Source organism: Sedimenticola hydrogenitrophicus (genome assembly GCF_025175675.1).
Taxonomy (GTDB): Bacteria; Pseudomonadota; Gammaproteobacteria; order Chromatiales; family Chromatiaceae; genus Sedimenticola; species Sedimenticola hydrogenitrophicus.
Window position 1 is genome coordinate 1 of sequence record NZ_JANIOA010000058.1, and the last position, 19,930, is coordinate 19,930.

Annotated in this window: 17 protein-coding genes; 7 read left to right on the top strand and 10 right to left on the bottom strand. The window is 64.9% G+C overall.

The features are described 5' to 3' along the window. Nucleotides 1–269 precede the first annotated feature (269 nt). Nucleotides 270–1,655, bottom strand: a complete 1,386-nt coding sequence (argH, locus tag NPX02_RS19625; RefSeq protein WP_260295711.1) for an argininosuccinate lyase — start codon at nucleotides 1,653–1,655, stop codon at nucleotides 270–272. A gap of 266 nt (nucleotides 1,656–1,921) precedes the next feature. Between argH and NPX02_RS19630 the strand changes: the two genes are divergently transcribed. Beyond that, nucleotides 1,922–2,971: a sensor histidine kinase gene (locus tag NPX02_RS19630; protein ID WP_260295713.1), complete on the top strand. Its 1,050-nt coding sequence runs from the start codon at nucleotides 1,922–1,924 to the stop codon at nucleotides 2,969–2,971. 20 nt (nucleotides 2,972–2,991) lie between these two features. Continuing rightward, nucleotides 2,992–3,729, top strand: a complete 738-nt coding sequence (locus NPX02_RS19635) for a LytR/AlgR family response regulator transcription factor (protein ID WP_260295714.1) — start codon at nucleotides 2,992–2,994, stop codon at nucleotides 3,727–3,729. Nucleotides 3,730–3,900: 171 nt separating this feature from the next. Here NPX02_RS19635 and NPX02_RS19640 read toward each other — a convergent pair whose 3' ends face one another. Continuing rightward, nucleotides 3,901–4,797, bottom strand: a complete 897-nt coding sequence (locus NPX02_RS19640; RefSeq protein ID WP_260295715.1) for a sensor domain-containing diguanylate cyclase — start codon at nucleotides 4,795–4,797, stop codon at nucleotides 3,901–3,903. A 304-nt stretch (nucleotides 4,798–5,101) separates the two neighbouring features. Between NPX02_RS19640 and hemC the strand changes: the two genes are divergently transcribed. The 4 genes from hemC (at nucleotide 5,102) to NPX02_RS19660 (ending at nucleotide 9,584) form a co-directional block, all read left to right on the top strand. Then, a complete protein-coding gene (gene hemC / locus NPX02_RS19645) occupies nucleotides 5,102–6,028 on the top strand; it encodes a hydroxymethylbilane synthase (RefSeq protein WP_260295717.1) in 927 nt (308 codons plus the stop codon). Between the two features lie 9 nt (nucleotides 6,029–6,037). Further along, nucleotides 6,038–6,826: a uroporphyrinogen-III synthase gene (locus NPX02_RS19650; protein WP_260295718.1), complete on the top strand. Its 789-nt coding sequence runs from the start codon at nucleotides 6,038–6,040 to the stop codon at nucleotides 6,824–6,826. A gap of 287 nt (nucleotides 6,827–7,113) precedes the next feature. Beyond that, a complete protein-coding gene (locus tag NPX02_RS19655) occupies nucleotides 7,114–8,295 on the top strand; it encodes a uroporphyrinogen-III C-methyltransferase (RefSeq protein ID WP_260295720.1) in 1,182 nt (393 codons plus the stop codon). After that, a complete protein-coding gene (locus NPX02_RS19660; protein ID WP_260295721.1) occupies nucleotides 8,292–9,584 on the top strand; it encodes a heme biosynthesis HemY N-terminal domain-containing protein in 1,293 nt (430 codons plus the stop codon). Before NPX02_RS19655 ends, NPX02_RS19660 begins: the two co-directional genes overlap by 4 nt. 257 nt (nucleotides 9,585–9,841) lie before the next feature. Here NPX02_RS19660 and NPX02_RS19665 read toward each other — a convergent pair whose 3' ends face one another. Next, nucleotides 9,842–10,855 carry a CDP-6-deoxy-delta-3,4-glucoseen reductase gene (locus tag NPX02_RS19665; RefSeq protein WP_260295722.1) on the bottom strand — a complete coding sequence of 338 codons (1,014 nt, stop codon included), beginning with the start codon at nucleotides 10,853–10,855 and terminating at the stop codon, nucleotides 9,842–9,844. A gap of 68 nt (nucleotides 10,856–10,923) precedes the next feature. Here NPX02_RS19665 and NPX02_RS19670 point away from each other — a divergent pair, with 68 nt between their 5' ends. Beyond that, nucleotides 10,924–11,787, top strand: a complete 864-nt coding sequence (locus NPX02_RS19670) for an SDR family oxidoreductase (RefSeq protein ID WP_260295723.1) — start codon at nucleotides 10,924–10,926, stop codon at nucleotides 11,785–11,787. Between the two features lie 352 nt (nucleotides 11,788–12,139). Here the strand turns inward: NPX02_RS19670 and NPX02_RS19675 are convergent, their stop codons facing one another. From NPX02_RS19675 to NPX02_RS19705, 7 genes are all read right to left on the bottom strand, one after another. Further along, a complete protein-coding gene (locus tag NPX02_RS19675) occupies nucleotides 12,140–12,769 on the bottom strand; it encodes a nucleotide-binding protein (protein ID WP_260295724.1) in 630 nt (209 codons plus the stop codon). A 64-nt stretch (nucleotides 12,770–12,833) separates the two neighbouring features. Continuing rightward, nucleotides 12,834–14,312 carry a 4-hydroxy-3-polyprenylbenzoate decarboxylase gene (gene ubiD, locus NPX02_RS19680; protein ID WP_260295725.1) on the bottom strand — a complete coding sequence of 493 codons (1,479 nt, stop codon included), beginning with the start codon at nucleotides 14,310–14,312 and terminating at the stop codon, nucleotides 12,834–12,836. A 197-nt stretch (nucleotides 14,313–14,509) separates the two neighbouring features. Beyond that, nucleotides 14,510–15,310 carry a TIGR04211 family SH3 domain-containing protein gene (locus NPX02_RS19685; protein ID WP_260295726.1) on the bottom strand — a complete coding sequence of 267 codons (801 nt, stop codon included), beginning with the start codon at nucleotides 15,308–15,310 and terminating at the stop codon, nucleotides 14,510–14,512. Continuing rightward, on the bottom strand, nucleotides 15,307–17,340 hold the full coding sequence (prlC, locus tag NPX02_RS19690; RefSeq protein ID WP_260295727.1) for an oligopeptidase A: 2,034 nt from the start codon (nucleotides 17,338–17,340) through the stop codon (nucleotides 15,307–15,309). The genes NPX02_RS19685 and prlC overlap by 4 nt, the downstream gene beginning before the upstream one ends. A 242-nt stretch (nucleotides 17,341–17,582) precedes the next feature. Continuing rightward, entirely contained in the window at nucleotides 17,583–18,539 is a 957-nt protein-coding gene (locus NPX02_RS19695; protein WP_260295728.1) for a GIDE domain-containing protein, read from the bottom strand. Next, nucleotides 18,536–19,111, bottom strand: a complete 576-nt coding sequence (locus tag NPX02_RS19700) for a LemA family protein (protein WP_260295729.1) — start codon at nucleotides 19,109–19,111, stop codon at nucleotides 18,536–18,538. The genes NPX02_RS19695 and NPX02_RS19700 overlap by 4 nt, the downstream gene beginning before the upstream one ends. Before the next feature lie 64 nt (nucleotides 19,112–19,175). Then, complete coding sequence (locus tag NPX02_RS19705) at nucleotides 19,176–19,652, bottom strand: hypothetical protein (RefSeq protein WP_260295731.1); 477 nt, start codon at nucleotides 19,650–19,652, stop codon at nucleotides 19,176–19,178. Nucleotides 19,653–19,930 lie beyond the last annotated feature (278 nt).

The window sequence follows — 19,930 nt, forward strand, 5'->3', positions numbered from 1 at the left end:
CATATGGCGGCGCCCCGTGTGCGCACCGTAACCCACCGTTTGGCAGTCGCGGATTCGTTGGGTTACGCGGCGCCGGGATGGTCATTTTCTGAAAGCGTAGTGCCTGTGCGCCGCTAACCCAACGGGTTTAGGGCTCGTTTCCATGCTCTGCGTGGGAATGCATATGGCGGCGCCCCGTGGGCGCCGGCGAGCCGGGTGCCCCTGCCCCATGACCCCACCAGCCGCGGCCCGCCCTATGGGTGCGGGCTTATCCGCAGGCTGGTAAGCGCCTACTGACCGGCGAGACGCTGCCGGGCGCGGCCGATGGCGGCGCGCACCTGGGCCGGCGCGGTGCCGCCGATGTGATCGCGCGCGGCCACCGAGCCCTCCAGGGTCAGCACCGAATACACATCGGCGTCGATGCGCTCGGAGAAGCCGCGCAGCTCCTCCAGGCTGAGCTCGGCCAGGTCGCAGCCCTTGCTGACCCCCAGCGCCACCGCCTTGCCCACCACCTCGTGGGCGTCGCGGAACGGGGTGCCCTTGCGCACCAGGTAGTCGGCCAGGTCGGTGGCGGTGGCGAAGCCCTTGAGCGCCGCCTCGCGCATGCTCTCCGGCTTGCAGGTGATGGCCGGGATCATGTCGGCGAACACCTTGAGCGAGCCCTTCAGGTTGTCCACGGTGTCGAACAGCGGCTCCTTGTCCTCCTGGTTGTCCTTGTTGTAGGCCAGCGGCTGGCCCTTCATCAGGGTCAGCAGGCCGATCAGGTGGCCGAAGATGCGCCCGGTCTTGCCGCGCACCAGCTCGGGTACGTCGGGGTTCTTCTTCTGCGGCATGATGGAGGAGCCGGTGCAGAAGCTGTCGGAGAGGTTGATGAAGTTGAACTGGGCCGAGGACCAGATGATCAGCTCCTCGGACATGCGCGACAAGTGCATCATGATCAGGGCGGCGGCGGCGCTGAACTCGATGGCGAAGTCGCGGTCGCTGACCGCGTCCAGGGAGTTCTCGCTCGGCCGCTCGAAACCCAGCAGCTGGGCGGTGTAGTGGCGGTCGATGGGGTAGGTGGTGCCGGCCAGGGCGGCGGAGCCGAGCGGCATGATGTTGACCCGCTTGTTGCAGTCGGCCAGGCGATCGCGGTCCCGCTCCAGCATCTCGAACCAGGCCATCAGGTGGTGGCCGAAGGTGACCGGCTGGGCGGTCTGCAGGTGGGTGAAGCCGGGCAGGATGGTCTCCGCCTCCTGTTCCGCCTTGTCCAGCAGGGCGTGCTGCAGGCGCAGGATTTCGCCGCGGATGATCTCGATCTCGTCGCGCAGGTAGAGGCGCACATCGGTGGCCACCTGGTCGTTGCGCGAGCGCCCGGTATGCAGCTTCTTGCCGGCATCGCCGATGGCGCTGGTGAGGCGTGCCTCCACATTCATGTGGACATCCTCCAGCTCCACCGACCAGTCGAACTCCCCGGACTCGATCTGCTCGCGGATCCGCTCCAGTCCGGCGATGATGCTGTCACGCTCCGCCGTGCTGAGGATGCCGGCCCGCGCCAGCATGGTGGCGTGGGCGATGGAGCCCTGGATGTCATAGCGGTAGAGGCGCTGATCGAACTCCACCGAGGCGGTGAAGGCCTCGACGAAGGCGTCGGTGGGCTCGCTGAAGCGGCCGGACCAGAGTTTTTTATCGCTCATGAGACAAATATTCCTACGTGAGTGTGAAGCATTGGATAGATCGCCCGTTAAGAGAGTGTAAGATACGGGCTGGTACCCGTGGACCATCCGCCGAAGCGGTGCAATTGTATCAGGATTCCGGGCAGCGTTAAGTCGAACAGTAGATGTAGGGTGGATGCGCCTACCGGCTTATCCACCCTACATCCACTTCGGCTCCTGTACGCAATGACAGCAAAGGGTGCAACTGTGTCAGGACTCCGGTCAGGGTTCAGTCAAAAAGGGGGATTATGACCCAGAAGGGGAGCAAGGGGCGGGCGCCGGAGCGGGGCCGGGCGGCCTATCTGCCCAATTTCTGCAGCGTCCGCATGGTGTTCGGGGTGGTGATCTCGGCCGAACTGTTGGCGGTGATCATCACCCTGGTGTCGATCGACTCGTTTCAGGAGTTTGCCGGCGAACTGAGCCTGCGTTCCCTCTATATCCAGTGGATCGCCCTGATGGGCAGTGCCCTGATCTGTCTGTCGCGGCCGTGGATCAGCCAGCTGCGCACCTGGCAGGTGGCCGTGATCAGCTGGTGCCTGCTGATGCTGGCGAGCCTGGTCATCTCGCTGCTGGCGATCTGGTTCCTCGACCTGACCGGGGGCCGCGACTTTCTGTTCAAGAGCCTGGTGATCAGCGCCATCGTCTGCGCGGTGCTGCTGCACTATCTCTCCATCCAGTACCGCTGGCGGCTCCAGGTGGAGGCGGAATCCCGGGCCCACCTGCAGGCCCTGCAGTCACGCATCCGGCCCCATTTCCTGTTCAACAGCATGAACACCATCGCCAGCCTGACCCGCACCGACCCGGCCCTGGCGGAAGAGGTGGTCTATGATCTGTCTGATCTGTTCCGCGCCTCCCTGGCCGATGCCCAGCGCATGTCCAGCCTGGGCGAGGAGATCGAACTGTGCCGCGGCTATCTGCGCATCGAGGGGCAGCGGCTGGGTGAGCGGCTGCAGGTGAAATGGGATCTGGAGGCGCTGCCGTTGGATGCCGAACTACCGGCGCTGATCCTGCAGCCGCTGCTGGAGAATGCCATCTATCACGGCATCGAACCGTCCACCGAACCGGGCCGGATTCAGATCACCGGGCGCTACCGGCGCAAACGGGTCAACATCAGTATCCGCAACAGCCTGCCGGTGGATGGCGGCCAGGCGCGGCGTGCCGGCAACCGCATGGCGTTGCAGAATATCCGCGAGCGGCTGCGAGGTTTCTTTGATGAAGAGGCCGCCCTGAGTGTCGGCGAGGTGGATGGCGAACATCAGGTGCGGGTGGTTTTCCCGCACCCCTGGAAAGAGCAGTGAAACGAACATGAAGAATTCGCATGAAAATCCTGATTGTCGATGACGAGGCCCTTGCGCGCACGCGCCTGCGTCACCTGGTCGATGAGATCGGGCCACCCTGCCGGGTAGTGGGGGAGGCCGACAACGGGCTGGACGCGTTGCACCACTGCCGCCAGGACGCGGTGGACCTGGTGCTGATGGATATCCGCATGCCGGGGATGGACGGCCTGGAGGCTGCCGCTTCGCTGGCCGGACTGGCAACCCCCCCGGCGGTTATCTTTGTCACCGCCTATGACGAACACGCCCTGGCGGCGTTCGAGCGCCACGCCGTGGACTATCTGCTGAAGCCGATCCGCCGTGAGCGCCTGCAGCGGGCCATCGAAAAGGCGGGGCGCCTGAACCGGCCCCAGCTACAGGCGCTGCAGGCATTGCGGGGGCGGCAGGATGAGGCCTACATCAGTGTCAGTTTTCGCGGCGGGCTGCGGCGTATCCCGCTCAGCGAGGTGATCTATTTCCAGGCCGACCACAAATACGTGACGGTCTGTCATGGCGCCGGCGAGGCGCTGCTGGAGGAGTCACTGAAGTCGCTGGAGGAGCGCTTTCCACAGCGGCTTATCCGCATCCACCGCAATGCCCTGATCGTGCGCGAGCGGCTGCTCGGGCTGAAGCGCCTCGGCAGCGGCACCTGCGCGGTGTCGCTGGCCGGCAGCGGCGCCGAACTGGAGGTGAGCCGGCGGCACCTGCCCGAGATACGCAAACTGCTGCGTGGCCGTTCCTAAGAACCGCTTTCAATGGCCGTTTAGTTATCCCAGCCTGGTTAGTAAGGAACCACGGATGGACACGGATTCACACAGATAGGAGATCAGGATTCCGAATCCGTGTTTATCTGTGTGCATCCGTGGTTCTCCAGGGTCCCGCCCATTCTGAATTTGCCCTAAGCGGGTCGGCCGTCACTCCGCCAGGACGGCCAGACTGCCGGGTTGTTTCTTGGCCTGATACATGGCCAGGTCGGTGCGCTTGATAAACACCCCGGCCGGTTCGTCGTCCTTGTACTCGGCGATGCCGATACTGAGGGCCACGGGATTGCCCACCTGGGCGAGCTCCACCAGATTACTCGGCATGTGGCGGGCGAAATAGTCGATCAGCCGCAGGGTGAGGGCATGGGTGCTCTGCTGCGGCGTCTCCGGCAGCAGCACCATGAATTCGTCGCCGCCGTAACGGAAGCCGTAATCGCTGTTGCGCAGGATGCCGTTGATCGCCTCACCCACATAGCGCAGGGCGAGGTCCCCCTCCACATGCCCCAGGGTGTCGTTGACCGATTTGAAGTTGTCCAGATCGATGCAGACCAGGCTGAGCGGATGGCTGTAGCGCTTGCTGCGGGCGATTTCCTGGTTCAGCACGGTATGAAAGTGGCGCTGGTTGTAGAGCCCGGTGAGGCTGTCGGTCACCGACAGCAGCTTGAGGGATCGCTCCAGCGCCAGGCGTTCGGTCAGGTCGCGGAAGAAGCCGATACTGCCGATCTCCTTGCCGTGCTTCTCGATCAGGGTGGCGGAGAGCTGGATCGGGATCAGCTCGCCGGATCTGGATTGCAGGTGGGTCTTGTGGCCGATGAGCTGGCCCTTGGGGCCGTGGTCCGTCTGGTACATCAGACGCTTGATCTCCCGGGCGCTCTCCGGGGAGGAATAGAGTTCCGCGATCTGGAATCGGCCGACCATCTCTTCCCTGGGGTAGCCGAGCAGCTGCTCGGCGGCCGGGTTGAACAGGGTGATGATGCCGTCCCGGTTGATGCCGATGACCGGGTCGGGGCAGATGAGGGCAAGTTCGTTGTTGATCAAATTGATGGCCATGGTAGTGACAAGTTAAAGAGAGTAACGGGGCACCCTATCGGCTGTGCCCGGATAACCTTGAGGTTTAGGGCCCGCGCAAGAATAATTCCGTAGTACCGAGGGCGTTCCTGGGCCACGCTGGCAAGGCACGCTTTGCAGGCAATGGCTGTTCCCTTGGCAAAAAGCGTAACGCCGCCAGCGGGGTCCAGGGGCGACCGAATACAGGAACTTACTCTTGCGCGGGTCCTTAGCCGATAAGCGCTTGCTATTTGCCTGTATCCTTCAGAGGTTATAGCATGCGCTTTTTTCCACCGAGAACACAGTGATGTCCCAGTCCCTACGTATCGCCACCCGCAAATCGCCCCTCGCCATGTGGCAGGCCGAGCATGTCGCCGCGCTGTTGCGGCGCGAGCACCCCGGACTGGAGGTGGAGCTGATCGGCATGAGCACCCAGGGCGACAAGATTCTGGACACGCCGCTGGCCAAGATCGGCGGCAAGGGATTGTTCGTCAAGGAGCTGGAACAGGGGATGCTGGAGGGGCTCGCGGATATTGCGGTGCACTCGATGAAGGACGTACCGGTGGAGCTGCCCGAGGGGCTGCACCTGGCGGTGATCATGGAGCGCGAGGATCCGCGCGACGCCTTTGTCTCCAACCGTTATAGCCGGCTGGAAGAGCTGCCGCAGGGGGCGGTGGTCGGTACCTCCAGCCTGCGCCGCCAGTGCCAGCTGGCCGACCGCCGGCCGGACCTGAAGATCGCCGCGCTGCGCGGCAACGTGAACACCCGCCTGCGCAAGCTGGACGAGGGCGAGTTCGATGCCATCATCCTGGCCACCGCGGGCCTCAAGCGGCTGGGCTTCCAGCAGCGCATCAGCTCCTATATAGAGACCGGGGAGAGCCTGCCGGCGATCGGTCAGGGGGCCATCGGCATCGAGTGCCGCAGCGACGATGCGCGGGTCAACGCCCTGATCCGGCCGCTGCACGATGTCGAGACCGCCTGCTGCGTACGCGCGGAACGGGCCATGAATCATCGCCTGATGGGCGGCTGCCAGGTGCCGATTGCCGGTTTCGCGGTGCTGAATCATGACAAGCTGTTTATGCGTGGCCTGGTGGGCGAGCCGGACGGCAGCCGCATCATGCGTGCCGAGATCAGCGGCCCGGCGGCCGAGGCCGAGGCCCTGGGCATCGCCGTGGCCGAGGATTTGCTTGGCCAGGGTGCCGATCTGGTACTGAAACACCTTTACGAAAGCTGAAGCCCATCCATGTCCTTTCTCTCCACCCCCACCGAGTGCAGCCTGGCCGGGATCGGCGTGCTGGTTACCCGGGCCACGCACCAGGCCGCCACCCTGTGTCGCCTGATCCATGCCCGGGACGGCGTGCCGCTGCGTTTTCCCACGGTCGAAATCCAGGACCCAGAGGAGCCGGAGCGGGTCAGCGCGCAGCTGGCGCGACTGAGCGACTACGATATCGCCATCTTCATCAGCCCCAATGCGGTACTCTGGGGCATCAAGCTGGCGCCGGAGCAGACCCTGCCTGCCGGCGTTGCCCTGGCGGCCGTGGGTAGGCGCACAGCCCAGACCCTGGCCGAGAGCGGCTATCCGGTGGACGTGGTGCCGGACTCGTCCTTCGACAGCGAGGGGCTGCTGGAGACCCCGGAGCTGAAGGAGGTGGCGGGCAAGCGGATCCTGATCCTGCGCGGCAATGGCGGCCGCGAGCTGCTGGGCGAGGTGCTGGTGGAGCGTGGCGCCACGGTCGATTATGCCGAAGTCTACCAACGCGCCTGTCCCAGCGTCGATCCGGCGCCGCTGCTCTATCGCTGGCGTGACGATGTGGATGTGGTCACGGTCACCAGCAACATCCTGCTGGACAATCTCTTTACCCTGCTGGGCGAGGCGGGGCGGCCGCTGCTGCAACAGACGCCGGTGATCGTGGTCTGTGACCGGATGCGCCAGCATGCCCGGGCGCTGGGCTGCGGCGAGGTCTATCTGGCGCGGGGCGCCGACGAGCAGCAGCTGCTCGAGGCGATCTGCGTCTGGGCCAGCAATCGCTGACGGAGCGCCAGTAGTCTTCCAATTTAATATTGCCGGGTGAAGCTGTTTCGGTTTCGTAGGGTGGATGCAGGTGAGGTGTCGGAGTCAAACCAGCCGCCCGCCGTGCGATCAGGTCACCCGACCGAGCCTGGTTTGACTCCGACACCTGGGGGTTAAGTGGTACTAGCGAGGGATCCCAGGCGCCAGGTGGTGATATAGTCTTTATGGCGGGTCGGCCGCCAGGGGTCGCCTGACAGCCAAATCAACCGGCCGCGCCGGTTACAACACACAGCTAGATGGAAAAGTGCATGAGCAACAAAGACGTGAAAGACCCGGACAAGGATGAGGCAGCGGCGGCGCTGGAGCAGGGGTCGCAGATCGAGGATGCCGAAATCATCGAAACAACGCCGACCAAACGGACAGCGTCCGGCGGCGGCGCCTCCGCTCTGCCCAAATGGTCCTTGGCGCTCTCGCTGGTGGCGCTGCTGCTGCTGTTCGGGGTACTGGCTTTCGGCTATCAGTACTGGAGCGGTCTGCAGGCCTCGCTGCTGCAGATGAATGCGGCGCTGGGCAAGGCGGATACGCAACAGCAGGCACTGCAGGGCCGACTGTCGGCGGTGGCCGAGGCGTTCGAACGGCAGAAGCAGGAGATCGACGGTCAGCGTGGCGCGCTGGCGGCACAGGAACAGAAGCTGGCCGACGAGCGCGAGCGCCTGAACCGGCAGGCCAGTGAGATGCAGCAGTCCCTGGAGGCGGTTTACAACCGGGTCGGGCGCAGCAGCAACGCCTGGATGGCGGCCGAGGCCGAATACCTGATCCGGGTGGCCAATCACCGTCTGCAACTGACCGGGGATGTGGAGACCGCCATCCGCGCCCTGCAGTCGGCGGATGGTCGCCTGCGCGACAGTGGCGATCCGGGCTGGATCGAGGTACGCGGGCTGCTGGCCGAGGATATCGCGACCCTGAAGGGAGTGGAGCGGCTGGATCTTGTGGGGCTGTCGGCCAGACTGAGTGGCCTGAAGGGACAGGTGGCAGCGCTGAAGATGGTCGGACTCGCTTATACCCCCGCCCAGCCGGCCCCGGAGGGCACGCAACCGGAGAGCGGCGGGCGTAGCCTAGAAACCCTGCTGGAGGATGGCTGGAAGGGCTTCAAATCGGTCATGGTGATCCGTCATCGCGACAAACCGGTCAGCGCCATGTTGCCGCCGGAACAGCAGTTCTTCGTCTACCAGAACCTTGAACTGCAGCTGGAGGCGGCGCGACTGGCGCTGCTGAAAGGCGATCCAAAGCTCTATGCCGACAGCCTCGAACAGGCTGCCGGCTGGCTTGGCGAGTTCTTCGAGGCTGACGCGGCCACCACCCAGGCGGCGCAGCAGGAGATCGCCGCCCTGCGGACGGTTGAGCTGCAGCCCCGGCTGCCGGACATCTCCCGCTCCCTCGCGGCGCTGCAGACGCGTGTGAAGGCGGCCGCTGAAGAGGGTGGGCAATGAGAATTCTGATACTGGGTCTGCTCGGGCTGGCCGCCGCGGTGCTGCTGGCGCTGGCGGTAAAAGAGGACAACGGCTATATCCTGATCGGCTACGGCCAGTGGACCGTTGAAGGGAGTCTGGCCTTTTTCCTGCTGATGAATCTGCTGCTGTTCGGGGCGCTCTACCTGACCTTGCGGCTGCTCTCGCGGATTGGTGCCACCCCGCGCAAGCTGCACGACTGGCGTGAGCACCGGGGTGCCCGGCGCGCCCGCAAGGCCCTGACCCAGGGGCTGGTCGAGCTCTCCGAGGGTAACTGGCGAGGGGCGGAGCGGGACCTGGTGCGCTTTGCCGGCAAATCGGAAACCCCCCTGCTTAACTACCTGGCGGCGGCCCGCTCCGCCCAGCAGCAGGACGCCCACGAGCGGCGTGATCACTACCTGCAGCTGGCCCATGAAAGCATGCCCGAGGCCGACGTGGCGGTGGGCCTGACCCAGGCCGAGTTGCAGCTCGATCACGCCCAGCTGGAGCAGGCGCTGGCCACCCTGAAGCATCTGCGCGAGATCGCCCCGCGTCATACCCATGTACTGAAACTGCTCAAGGAGCTGTACCAGCGGCTGGACGACTGGCAGGAGCTGGGCCAGCTGCTGCCGGAGCTGAAGAGACGCAAGGTGGTCGACGCCGAAGAGCTGCAGGCACTGGAGCTACGGGTGTACCAGCATCAGCTGAGCGGTGCCGCCCAGGATGAGAACCTCACGCTGCTGCAGACGGTGTGGAACCGTATCCCCGGGGTGGTCCGCTACCGCGAGGAGATGGTCACCACCTATGTCAATTACCTGATGAACCGGAACGACCACGCTCAGGTGGAGCGCACCCTGCGCGACGCCATCGACCGTCAGTGGAGCGACGACCTGGTGGAGCTCTATGGGCGGGTGCCGGCCAACGACAGCGCCCGCAAGTTGTCCGTGGCCGAGGGCTGGCTGAAGGCGCAGCCGCGCAGCCCCGTACTGCTGCTGACCCTGGGTCGGCTCTGCCTGGGTAACAAGCTCTGGGGCAAGGCGCGCACCTACCTGGAGGCGAGCATCGGTATCGAACCGAGCAGCGACGCCTACCGCGCGCTGGGCGCGCTGCTGGAGAGGATGGATGAAAAAGAGAAGGCCCTGAACTGCTTCAAGGCCGGCCTGGAACTGAGCAGCGCACATGCGGCGCCACTGGAGCTGCCCGCCTCGCTGAAGCTGCCGTCCGGTAAGACGGACAACGGGCAAGGCGACAACAATGAGCGGCCCAAGCTGGAAGTGGTCAACAAGCAGTAGGAGCGGCTCTGCCGCGAATTTGGCCCGGGGCGGGCCTTCGGCGGCACCGGAGCCTGATTGCATCCGCGAGGGTCGGAGTCAAGTCGTCCCGTATTTTGTAGGAGCGCCTCTGGCGCGAAGGCTTATCGCGGCCAAGCCGCTCCTACGGGTCGGGGGGATTGTTACGCCGTGGTGCGCATTGCCGGGGTGGCTCCGCCGCGAAAATCGCTCTTGCAAAAGCACCGCCCCTCGGGCGACACCGAACTAGTACATAGCCTCTATTTGTTCGGATTGTCCTGGGCCCACTCGAAGACGTCGGAGAACATCCGCTCCCGCTCCAGCCCGGCGGCCACGAAGGCGTCGCGGGCGGCGAAGATCATCACCGGCGGGCCGCTCATGTAGAGATCGAACGGGCTCATGTCGGGGTGGTCCCGCAGTACCGCCTCGTGGACAAAGCCACGCTCCCCGGTCCAGTCCGGTTCCGGTTCCGAGAGTACCGCCTTGAAGTCGAGCTGGGCATGTTCCCGCGCCCACTGTTCGGCCAGTTCGCCGAGGTAGAGATCCTGCTGGCTGCGTACCCCCCAGTAGAGATGGATGGGGCGCGGGTCGCCGATATGAAAGGCGTGCTCAATCACCGCCTTGAGCGGGGCGAAGCCGGTACCGCCGGCCATGAAGATCAGCGGTCGATGTGAATCCTCGCGCAGATAGAAGCCGCCCATGGGCGCGGCGATCTCCTGGCGGTCACCCACCTGCATCAGCTCGAACACATAGTCGGTGAATTCGCCGCCCGGCACATGGCGGATGTGCAGTTCGATCAGCTCGTCGTGGTGCGGTGCGTTGGCAATGGAGAAGGCGCGGCGCCGGCCATCCTCCAGGATAAAGTCGAGATACTGGCCGGCCAGATACTGCAGCCGCTCGTTCTCCGGCAGGCGCAGGAACACACGCATCACGTCATGGGAGAGCTGGTCCATCTGCTCCACCGAGCAGATCAGGTTGCGGATCACTTCATCCGCCTCGCCCTCGATCTCGTGGGCGCGCAGGGTGATATCGCTGCCGGGCATCGCCTGGCAGGTCAGGCAGTAGTCGTCCGGCCGGTTGCTGGTGATCACCTCATCGTCATCCGCATAGATGACGCTGCCGGATACCAGGGTAGTGGCGCAGCTGCCGCAGGCGCCGTTGCGGCAGCCGTAGGGCAGGGAGATGCCGTGACGATCAGCGGCCTCCAGGATGGTTTCCCCCTTTTCTGTGGTAAAAGTGTGTCCACTGGGTTCTAACGTGACGACAAAACTCATAAAATTCCTTCAGTTTTCATTAGTGTATCGCGAAATTCTCTACTATTTTACTGTGAAATACAAAGGCCATGACGCATAAAGTGATTATAGGTTGCGGCTATCTGGGGACGCGGGTGGCGCTGGCCTGCCTGCAACAGGGGGCGCCGGTGACCGGCGTGGTGCGGACCACGGCCAGTGCCGAGGGGTTGCGGGCGGCGGGGGTTGCGGCCGCCGTGCTGGACCTGGATCAGCCACTGATCGATACCCCGGCATTCCAGGATACCGAGCTGTTCTACTTTGCGCCACCGCTTGGCGAAGGGGCAGAGGAGACCCGGGTGCGGCAGCTCATCTCGGGTTTTGAGCAATTGGGCCAGCCGCGGCGCATCGTCTATCTGAGTACCACCGGGGTCTACGGCGACTGCGCCGGTGCCTGGGTCGATGAGACGCGGCCGGTCAATCCCCGGGTGGACCGGGCTCGGCGGCGCTGGGATGGCGAACAGCGGTTTGCCGCGTGGAGCCGGGCCAGCGGCGGCGCGCTGGTGATCCTGCGGGTGGCGGGCATCTACGGGCCGGGCAAGCTGCCGCTGGCGCGCCTGCGGCGGGGTGAGCCGACGGTACGGGAGTCCGAGGCGCCCTATACCAACCGCATCCATATCGATGACCTGGTGCAGGTCTGCCTGGCGGCCCTGGCGCGTGGCGGCGACGGCGAGGTCTACAACGTGAGCGATGGCGCACCCGGCAATATGACCGACTATTTCAACCAGGTGGCCGACTGGGCGGGGTTGCCGCGTCCGCCGCAGATCCCCCTGGCCGAAGCCACGGACCGGCTGTCGGCCGGCATGCTCTCCTATCTGCGGGAGTCGCGACGGCTGGACAGCGGCAAGCTGCGGCGCGAGCTGGGGGTGGAGTTGCGCTACCCGGATCTGGCCAGTGGGCTTGAGGGATGCCGGTGAATGTGTCGGCACGCTGTTGATTCTCTGGTATGGGCAACCCCCCGTGGTTGCCCGGACAATGGCGATACCGTTGAAAAAGGGCAGTCGTATAGGGTGGGCACGTAGTCTGTGTCCACCTTTTCGCCCTGTGCCGCACCTTCCGCGTGGGCACAAAAAGCGTGCCCACCCTACCAAGCTCCGGAATGAATCAGGAGTAGATGTAGGGTAGATAAGCGACAGCGCATCCGCCATCGCTGCGGTGGGTACGCCTACCGGCTTATCCACCCGACGAAATGTTGCGGAGCCACTGTAAGAGGTCCGTCCACGGGGCGCCCTATTCCAAATATCGGTTCGCGGCACGGTGGGCTATGGCCTACGGCTCCTCCAGCCACTCCAGGATCGGATCCCAGAGTTCGATGTCCTGCCACACCTGGGAGGGGGCCATCTCGAAGATCCCCAGGCCGCGCTCAGCGGCGCGGATGTAGTTCTGGCTCTCCCGCAGGTGGGTCAGGAACGGCAGTTGCAGGTGCCCCAGGTAGGCCTCCAGCTCCCGGTAGATCAGGGTGTTCTCCCGAGACCGGTTGGCGACGATGGCGATGCGGGTCTGTTGGCGGGTGACCCGGCCGCTCTTCAGCAGCTCCTCCAGAAAGCGGCTGCAGGCACGGATGTCGATGGGTGAGGGGAGTACCGGTATAATCAGCGACTGGACCTGTTTCAGTATCTGGTTGATGACCGGACCGTGGGTACCGGCGGGGGCGTCCATGATCAGGTAATCGGTGCCCTTGGCCGGCTGTAGCATCCCCTGGGTGGCGTCGATCCCCTCGATGCTGGGTATCCCCACATAGTCCTTGCGCGCTTCCAGCCAGTCCAGCGAAGATCCCTGCGGGTCGAAGTCGGCGAGTGCCACCGTCGCACCTTCATCGGCGAACCAGGTGGCGATATTGGTCGCCAGCGTGGTCTTGCCGCAGCCCCCCTTGGCATTCATCAGCATGATGGTGCGCATCTTCACTCTCCTCTTTTCTTGTTATCGCTGGTCCGCAATTATAGCCCCAGACCGGTAGGGCGATTCAATCTCCCGGAATCGGAATCTCCAGGTTGTCCCAAATTTCGTCCACCCGCTGCTTCACTGCCGCGTCCATGGCGATCGGCCGGCCCCATTCGCGCGTGGTCTCCCCCGGCCACTTGTTGGTGGCATCGAAACCGATCTTGGAGCCGAGGCCGGAGACCGGCGAGGCGAAGTCGAGGTAGTCGATGGGCGTGTTCTCGATCAGGGTGGTGTCGCGGGCCGGATCCATGCGCGTGGTCATGGCCCAGATCACGTCATTCCAGTCGCGCACGTTGACGTCGTCGTCGGTGACGATAACGAACTTGGTATACATGAACTGGCGCAGGAACGACCAGATGCCCAGCATCACCCGCTTGGCGTGGCCCGGGTACTGCTTCTTCATCGACACCACCGCCATGCGGTAGGAGCAGCCCTCCGGCGGCAGGTAGAAGTCGACGATCTCCGGGAACTGCTTCTGCAGGATCGGCACGAACACCTCGTTCAGCGCCACCCCGAGGATGGCCGGTTCGTCCGGCGGCCGGCCGGTGTAGGTGCTGTGGTAGATCGGGTCGCGGCGCCGGGTGATGCGCTCGATGGTGAACACCGGGAACCGGTCCACCTCGTTGTAGTAGCCGGTGTGATCGCCGAACGGCCCCTCCGGGGCCAGGTCGTCGGGCAGGATGTGCCCCTCCAGCACGAACTCGGCCGCGGCCGGCACCTGCAGCTCGTTGCCCAGGCAGCGCGCCACCTCGGTGCGGCTGCCGCGCAGCAGCCCGGCGAAGGCGTACTCGGAGAGGCTGTCCGGCACCGGGGTGACGGCCGCCAGGATGGTGGCCGGGTCGGCCCCCAGGGCGACGCTGACCGGGAACGGCTCGCCGGGATGGCGTTGCTGCCAGTCGCGGAAGTCCAGCGCGCCGCCGCGGTGGGAGAGCCAGCGCATGATCACCCGGTTGTGGCCGATCACCTGCATGCGGTAGATACCCAGGTTCTGGCGGCTCTTCTCCGGACCGCGGGTGACCACCAGGCCCCAGGTGATGAGCGGGCCGGCGTCGCCGGGCCAACAGGTCTGCACCGGTAGCGCCCCCAGATCGACCGCCTCCCCCTCGATCACCACCGCCTGGCAGGGCGGGTGTTTCACCTCCTTGGGGGCCATGTCTAGCACCTTGCGGAACACCGGCAGCTTGGACCAGGCATCTTTCATCCCCTTCGGCGGCTCCGGCTCCTTGAGCATGGCCAGCAGCTTGCCCACCTCGCGCAGCGCCTCCACCGACTCTTCGCCCATGCCGAGGGCGACCCGTCGCGGGGTGCCGAACAGGTTGCCGAGCAACGGGAAGGCGGAGCCCTTGACCCGCTCGAACAGCAGGGCGGGGCCGCCGGCGCGCAGGGTGCGGTCGCAGATCTCGGTCACCTCCAGGTGGGGGTCCACCTCGATGCTGATTCGCTTCAGCTCCCCCAGGGTCTCCAGTTTGTCGATAAAGTCACGCAGATCCGAGTATTTCATTGAGCCCCTGGTACTTCTTCAATTTGATTTTGATAATGTACTTTTGTAGGGTGGCTAAACCCCCAGGTGTCGGAGTCAAACCAGGCTCGGTCGGGTGACCTGATCGCACGGCGGACGGCTGGTTTGACTCCGACACCTCACCTGCATCCACCCTACGAAACTGAAACAGCTTTACCCGGCAACATTAAACTGGAGCACTAGATACGGAAACCACCGTAGCGTTTGGCCAGGCGATAATTTTTAAAGGCCACCCCACCGATAAAGCTGAACAGCATCGCCAGTAACAGTAATGGCAGCTCCCAAACCTGGAAGCGACCAAGCAGTGTTTCGCTGGCGGGGGGCGTGGTTTCCGGAACGCCGGCCAGCCGGGCGATCTGCTCCAGGCGCTGCTGCAGCTGCCGGTTGGCCTGCTGCAGCGCCTCCAGTTCCGGGTTCGTGTCGGTTGTCGCGACGGCCTCCGCCAGCTGCTGTTCCAGCTCGGCGACACGCCGGGTCAGGATCGCGCGCTCCGCCCTGGGGTCGTCGCCGGTCGATTGCTCGCGTTTCAGCAGGGTGTTCTCGGCCCGGAGGTCCGTCAGCTGCTGTTTCAGGGTGCTTACCTCGGGATCCGCGGCGGCATCCGCATCCTCGCCCCGCGCCTTGAGCTGGCGCTCGGCGGCACGCAGCTGCTGCTGCAGCTGGCTGTTCTTCGCCTGCAGCTCCAGGAGCATCACCCGGGCCGGCTTCTCATCGGTGATGAAACGGCTCTCCACCCAACCCTCGCTGCCGTCCCCCAACCGCACCTTGGTGAAGTCACCCTGCTGCTCCAGCCGTTCCAGCGGGGTGTCGCTGGGCAGCACCCGGGTCGGCTGGCCGGCGGAGTCCGGTTCGGCATAGAGGCCGGCCAGCAGTTTGTCGGTGATGCGCGCGCCCTGTGCCGTCCCCACCAGCGCCGTGCCGGCGAGCGCGATACCCAAAAGCAGGCCCAGCGACCGGCCCTGCCAGCGCTTGCCCCTCATGCGCTGATGCCGCTGTGGCGCAGCAGGGCGTCGATCCGGGGCTCACGGCCGCGGAAGGCGACGAACAGCTCCATGGCATCCCGGGAGCCGCCCTGTTCCAGGATGTTGTGCAGGAAGGATTGCCCGGTTTCCCGGTCAAAAATGCCGCGCTCCTCGAACAGGGAGAAGGCGTCGGCGGAGAGCACCTCGGCCCACTTGTAGCTGTAGTAGCCGGCGGCGTAACCGCCGGCGAAGATGTGCGAGAAGCCGTGGGCGAAGCGGTTGATGGCGGGCGGGATGATCACCGCCACCTGGTCCCGTACCTCGCCGAGGATCTGATAGATCCGGCCACCCTGTTGCGGGTCGTACTCGCGGTGCATGCGGAAGTCGAACAGGCTGAACTCCAGCTGCCGCACCATCTGCATCCCGGATTGGAAGTTCTTGGCCGCCATCATCTTCTCGTACAGCGCCTGCGGCAGCGGCTCGCCGTTCTGGTAGTGGGCGGCGAACAGGTCCAGCGCCGCGCGCTCCCAGCACCAGTTCTCCATGAACTGGCTGGGCAGCTCCACCGCGTCCCAAGCCACGCCGTTGATGCCGGCCACTCCGGGGTAATCGACCCGGGTCAGCAGGTGGTGCAGGCCGTGGCCGAATTCGTGGAACAGGGTCTCCACCTCGTCGTGGGTGAACAGGGCCGGTTTGTCGCCCACCGGGGGCGAGAAGTTGCACACCAGGTAGGCGACCGGGATCTGGTCGCAACTGGGGGTGAACATGCGCACGATGCACTCGTCCATCCAGGCGCCGCCGCGCTTCTTCTGGCGCGCGTACAGGTCGAGGTAGAACTGGCCCTGCAGGTGACCGTCGGCGTCGCGGATCTCGAAGAAGCGCACCGTGGGGTGCCAGCGCTCGAAATCGCTGATCTCGCTGATGCGGATACCGTACAGTTTCTCCACCACGGCGAACATGCCGGAGACCACCTGGGCCTCCGGGAAATAGGGTTTCAGCTCCTCCTGGGTGATGGCGTAGCGGTGCTGGCGCAGCTTCTCCCCGTAATAGCCGATGTCCCACGCCTCCAGTTCGGTGACGCCGTGCTGTTCGCGGGCAAAGGCGGTCAGCTCCTCCAGCTCCTTCTGCGCCTGGGGGCGGGAGCGCTCCGCCAGGTCGGTTAGAAACTCGATCACCCGGTCGGTGCCGGGGGCCATCTTGCGCGCCATGGAGCGTTCGGCGAAGTTGTCGAAGCCGAGGATCAGCGACTGCTCGTGGCGCAGCCGCAGGATCTGCTCCATGACCTCGCTGTTGTCCCACTGGCCGGCAAGCGGTCCCTGGTCCGAGGCACGGGTGGCGTAGGCCTCGTACAGCTCGCGGCGCAACGCCCGGTTGTCGGCATAGCTCATCACCGGCATGTAGGAGGGGAAGTCGAGGGTCAGCATCCAGCCGTCGGCCTCGCGCTGCTCGGCAGTCTGCCGGGCCAGTCCGAGGGCGCTCTCCGGTAGCCCCGCCAGCTCGGCCGGGTCGCCGATCAGCTTGCTCCAGGCGTTGGTGGCGTCCAGTACGTTTTCGCTGTATTTGCTGGTCAGGCCGGAGAGGGCCTGGCTGATCTCCTTGAAACGCTGCTTTTTCTCCGCCGGCAGGTCGACGCCGGAGAGGTGGAAGTCGCGCAGGGCATTCTCCAGCAGCTTGCGCTGCGCCCCGTCCAGCGTGGTGTCGTTTTCGTACACGGAGCGGTAGGCGGCGCAGAGTTCGGCGTTCTGGCCCATCTCGGTGCCGTAGTCGGAGAGTTTCGGCAGGCAGGCATTGTAGGCCTGGCGCAGTTCCTCGCTGTTGAGTACCGAGTTGAGATGGCTGACCGGCGACCAGGCGCGGTTGATGCGGTCCTCCATGATCTCCAACGGCTCCACCAGGTTAGCCCAGGTGAAGGGCGGGCTCTGGGCCAGCAGTTTCGCGGTCAGGGCGCGGCTCTCAGCCAGCAGCTGGTCGATGGCCGGCTCCACATGTTCGGCGCGTATTTGGCTGAAGGGCGGCAGGCCCTCCAGATGCAGCAGCGGGTTATCCATGGTGTACAGGTTCTCCGATGGGGTACGGCATTGATCGCCTATTCTTACATAAATCGAATCCCGGGGTGAGTGGCCCTTACCGGTTCAGTAGGGGCGTAGGGGCAGGCCCCCGTGCCTGCCCGTGGTCAGATGCCGTTCAGCGGCAGGGCAACCATGGGACGGTAAGGGGTCGGAGTCAAGCTGCAGTAGTCCATAAAAAATTCCTGGGATCGGTGCGGCTTGACTCCGACCCCATGGGACTTCTACTGGCTCAGGCGCAGGCCCAGCAGCCAGACGGCGGCGCTGCCGCCGAGAAAAAACAGTGTGATGGCGCCGAACGCCTTGAGCCGGTAGCGCCGTACCAGTTCGAAATCGGCCAGGGTGGAGAGCAGGAAGGGGTGACGGCTGGAGGCGGGTGCGTTCAGGGTGTGCTGGACCAGGTGGCGTTGTTGCTCTGCGTGGACCAGGCGAGCCTGGGTCTCGGCCGCCCGGCGCGCCATCTCCCACTCCCGGTGATCGATTGTCCCATCGCGGTTCAGGTCGAAACGGGCCAGCAACAGCGCCCGGTCCCGCTTCCATTCGCCCAGCAGTCCGCGCCGCAGCTCCGCCCGGGACTGCCGGTGATCCAGGTCGTCCAGGCTCTTGAACAGGCCGATGCCGTAGAGCCGGTCGCCGGGGTAGATGCGCTCTTCGGTGTAGCGGTAGCGGCCCTGGCCGATCTGCTGGTTAAGGAAGCGTGCCAGCTGCAGCAGCGGTGTGCGCTGTACCCGCTGCCGCAAGGGTGAGCGGTCCAGCGGGTAACGCCCAGCGCCGTACCAGACGCTGCGGTCGCTGGGAGTCACCTCGGCCCCCTCGGGGTCGATCAGGCAGCGCCCGGTGCCGTCGTCGAGCAGGAACAGGTGGTCGCTGGTGTCGCTCTCCAGGGTGCGCCAGTGCTTGTCGCCGCGCTTCTCGATGCGGTAGCGGTACCAGCAGCAGTCGATCCCGGTGAGGGGGGCGAGGATCGGTTCTCCGTCCATCAGGCGGGCATCGCCGGTCAGTTCCACGTAGCCCTGGTGGGCGGAGCGGATCCGGGCGGTGGGGGCATCCTCGATCAGGCGGGCGCGGCCCAGCCAGCGAAAGGCGAAATAGAGGCCGGCCAGGGCCGCGCCGGCACAGGCCAGCAGCAGGGCCCAGAACTCGAATTGCGAGAGGTGGAGGAACTGTTCGCTCAGGCTCATCCGTTAAACAGCGATTTCAGGTCAACGTCCTGCTTCTCCTCGGCGGAGAACTCCAGCAGCTCGGCGGCCTTGAAGTTGAACAGCCGGGCGACGATCAGGTCGGGAAACTGCTCGATGCGCACATTGTTGTTGTTGACGCTCTCGTTGTAGTACTCGCGGCGGTCGGCGATGCTGTTCTCCAGGCCGGAGATACGGCCCTGCAGATGCTGGAAGGTCTCGTTGGCCTTGAGGTCGGGATAGGCCTCGGCCACCGCGAACAGGTTGCCCAGGCCCAGCCGCAGCTGGTTCTCGGCACCGCCCAGGGCGCCGATGTCGCCTTGCTCCCGGGCGCTGGAGACGGCGGCGCGCGCCTGCATCACCCGCTCCAGGGTCTCCTGCTCGTACTGCATGTACTGCTTGCAGGTCTCCACCAGTTTGGGCAGCTCGTCGTGGCGCTGCTTCATCAGCACATCGATGTTGGCCCACGCTTTGCTGACGGCGTGTTTCAGGTTGACCAGGCCGTTGTATATGGCGATGACGTAAAAGGCGACGACGGCCAGAATGCCCAGGGTGACGAAGGTACCTATCTCCATAGCGGCTCTCCAGGTGAGCGGTTTTTTGTTATGGGGTCACTATATCACCCTCAGCTCCGAGGCTTCACTCCCCTGTCAGCCGCTTGTCCGGCCGTTTACCCAGGAATCGGCCCAGCAGCAGCTTGGAACGTTCCGCAATGGACGCCTCGCTGAGGCGGCGCTCGCGCAGCAGCAGGCGCTGCATCAGGAACGACTCCTGGTAGAGGATATTCTCGGCCGGGGGGCTGTAGGGGGTGTCGATGGTGATGCGGGCGAGGCGCCCCAGGTTGATGCCGCGGCCGTCGTCCAGCAGGATCAGGTGGGGGGTGAGTCCGTGGGCCGGGTCGGGTCTGGGGAAGTCGAGCACGGCAAGCAGTTCAAACGGGGTATCGGAGAAGCGGATGCCCAGGTTGATCGCCTCCGGTCTGAGTTCCACCAGGTAGATCTCCCGGCCGATCGCCTGCTTCAGCCGCTCCACCTGGCGGTTGTACTCGGCCGAGGGCCAGATCCGTTCCCCCTGCCACGCCTCACATGCCAGTTCCAGGCAGTCGTCCTGCTCCATACAAGCCCCCTATTGCAAGTGGAAATCCGCTCAACCGGCCCCAGCATAGCCGGTTTGTCCCTCCCAATTCCAATAGTCGCCGGGGTCGGAGCCAAACCGCCCTGGGCACTCTGCAAAAAGGACGCCGACCCGAATGGCACTTAATTAGGCAGTCTATTCCCGTGAAAGTAAGTGGATCGTCATCCCGGCGCAGGCCGGGATCCATATCCACCAATGGTGGTCGCTTCTCTGGATTCCGGCCTGCGCCGGAATGACGGGAGTTTTAAGCTTAACTAAGT